The sequence below is a fragment of the Ruegeria sp. Alg231-54 genome, from assembly GCF_900143525.1.
Classification (GTDB): Bacteria; Pseudomonadota; Alphaproteobacteria; order Rhodobacterales; family Rhodobacteraceae; genus Ruegeria.
Window position 1 is genome coordinate 1 of the sequence record NZ_FREZ01000034.1, and the last position, 2390, is coordinate 2390.

2 protein-coding genes are annotated in these 2390 nt (G+C 49.7%); both read right to left on the bottom strand.

The annotated features are described in order from the left end of the window. Positions 1 to 33: 33 nt before the first annotated feature. The gene (locus DHN12_RS24275; RefSeq protein ID WP_108862494.1) at positions 34 to 1125 is read right to left on the bottom strand and encodes a right-handed parallel beta-helix repeat-containing protein; all 1092 of its coding nucleotides are present in this window, start codon (positions 1123 to 1125) and stop codon (positions 34 to 36) included. Positions 1126 to 2012: 887 nt separating this feature from the next. After that, on the bottom strand, positions 2013 to 2390 hold a 378-nt coding region (locus tag DHN12_RS24280; RefSeq protein ID WP_159090222.1), incomplete at its 5' end, for a hypothetical protein.

Consider the following 2390-nt stretch of genomic DNA (forward strand, 5'->3'; position numbering starts at 1 on the left):
ATAACCGACAGAGGTTTTGGACTTCAGAGCACCCTACGGATTCAACAAGTCCCGGAGGCGCTTGTGCGCCCCAAAAACCTCTGCGGGGCCGCCTTCGACAGGTGTTAAGTCATCAATCGTCATACCAAGATGGGGCAAACCCTTCGCGAAAGCCGTATTGTAATGATACGGCTGACCACGTTGTTTGGCCTGCAACAACAAATTGCCGTCTACTAGACGGCCCTTTTCATGGCCCATTAAGTTGCCGGTAACCGAAACATCCGATCCTTCTTTCACACGCACAACTGTCGCCTTGTGAATGGTGTCCGGGATATTGATCAGAGTATTGTCGCGGACAACTATTTCCGAAGTGCCCGGGTCACCACTCACTACAATGCCGTTGAACATGCCGGTGGCGACGATGTTCTGTTCGATCAGGATGTCGTTGAAGGTCCCGCCCTTCATGAAAATCCCCTGCGACGATACAGCCGCATCGGTTTGGGGAAGAAACACGTTGCCGCGAACAACCCCGTCCGATGATCCGGTACCCTGGAACTGCATGAAGTCCAGGTGCCAGCCAGCGCCCTCGAGCGGGTAAACGTGGCCRCCGCCTRTGTTGTTCTCGATCAGGAAGTCAGTAATCCCGATGAACTTGAACGCGTCGCTTCCGATATAATCGACGTAGTTGTCGGAAATCTCGATCCCCTGGTTGGGATAGATGACCAGACCGTTTTTGACATCATGGACATAGTTGCCGCTGATCTTGATGTCGGTGTTGCCGTTGGCATAAATCCCGTAGTGGCCGAAGTAATCATTGTCTTCCAGACCATGAACTTCGGAATTCAGAAATTCCACGTTGTCACTGTTCGTGATCGAAACAACTGTGGATGCCTGACCGCCATTCCCGCTATCTCCGACCTCGATGCTGTCAATCCGCAAGTGGCTGACGTTGTCGACGTCAAGATTCGAGAAAAACGCCGGTTGATCCGGGTTCGCCGATTTGACAGTGACCATGCTGTTGTAGCTGAGGTTCTTGAGATCAACGGAGCCATAGTTTCCGGATGCAAGAACGATCGTGTCTCCGCCCTGAGCAGAAGAAAGGGCCGACAAAAGCTGTGACGCGTTTGATACGTTGATGGTTGCCATTATGATAGTGCCTCATTTTGGCTTCATGCGGCAAGCAGTGTTGCCGCCGTGAGTGGTTGCGGTTGGAAACTCTTTAACTCAGCGCGCCGCGGATCATCCCTTTAGTCTCACGGCACAGGACAGGCATTTGGCGCTATGTTCAGACGCCAAAATGCGGATACTCACACTTGACTTGTCGGTCACGCTGAACTGCAAGTGTGTTATTTATGTGGTCTTTTCGAGATTTACCGGCCTCGTGAGTGTGTTATTTTTGTGGTTATTTATTGACGTCATTCAATCACTACTTTGTAGAACTTTCCCCATCAAGCGGCACAAATAATATCGGCATTAATCCCGCATGGTATCTTTGAATATCCTGTGCGATTTAGGCTTCGGCCCCCTCAGAGACCTCTTTTATGTGGAGCAATCATCATAAATTTTCTTTTATTTACATGATATTAGACAATACAAGTCATGGACTTCCCTTGGGTAAAGACCCTATTGGCAGAAAATTGCCATCCCCGAGCTATTTTTTTGGAGGGAAGAGCCCAGCTTAAATCAGGCGAGGAATTCAATTCACTTCTGTTGTGCTCAGTTGCCCCCCCCCCCAATCCTTAGAAAACAGCCCTTTCAGGCCAGCTCAGAAGGTGGAGTTTCACCCATTTTGCTGTTCAATTTCGGTCAATTTAAAATCGATTCCGTAGCCCCTTATGCTTTTGGTTTTATTGTAATTTATTCACTTAGATAAAAGCTACACTGATCCGGAAGATAAGACCATGTGATGAAAAAAACGTCTTCTGAGCACCCGCAAACCGTGATGCTTTGGTTGCTTCCGGCCTCTCCCGGCAAGAGATTCGCCCCGAAAATCAATAATCATAACCGACAGAGGTTTTGGACTTCAGAGCACCCTACGGATTCAACAAGTCCCGGAGGCGCTTGTGCGCCCCAAAAACCTCTGCGGGGCCGCCTTCGACAGGTGTTAAGTCATCAATCGTCATACCAAGATGGGGCAAACCCTTCGCGAAAGCCGTATTGTAATGATACGGCTGACCACGTTGTTTGGCCTGCAACAACAAATTGCCGTCTACTAGACGGCCCTTTTCATGGCCCATTAAGTTGCCGGTAACCGAAACATCCGATCCTTCTTTCACACGCACAACTGTCGCCTTGTGAATGGTGTCCGGGATATTGATCAGAGTATTGTCGCGGACAACTATTTCCGAAGTGCCCGGGTCACCACTCACTACAATGCCGTTGAACATGCCGGTGGCGACGATGTTCTGTTC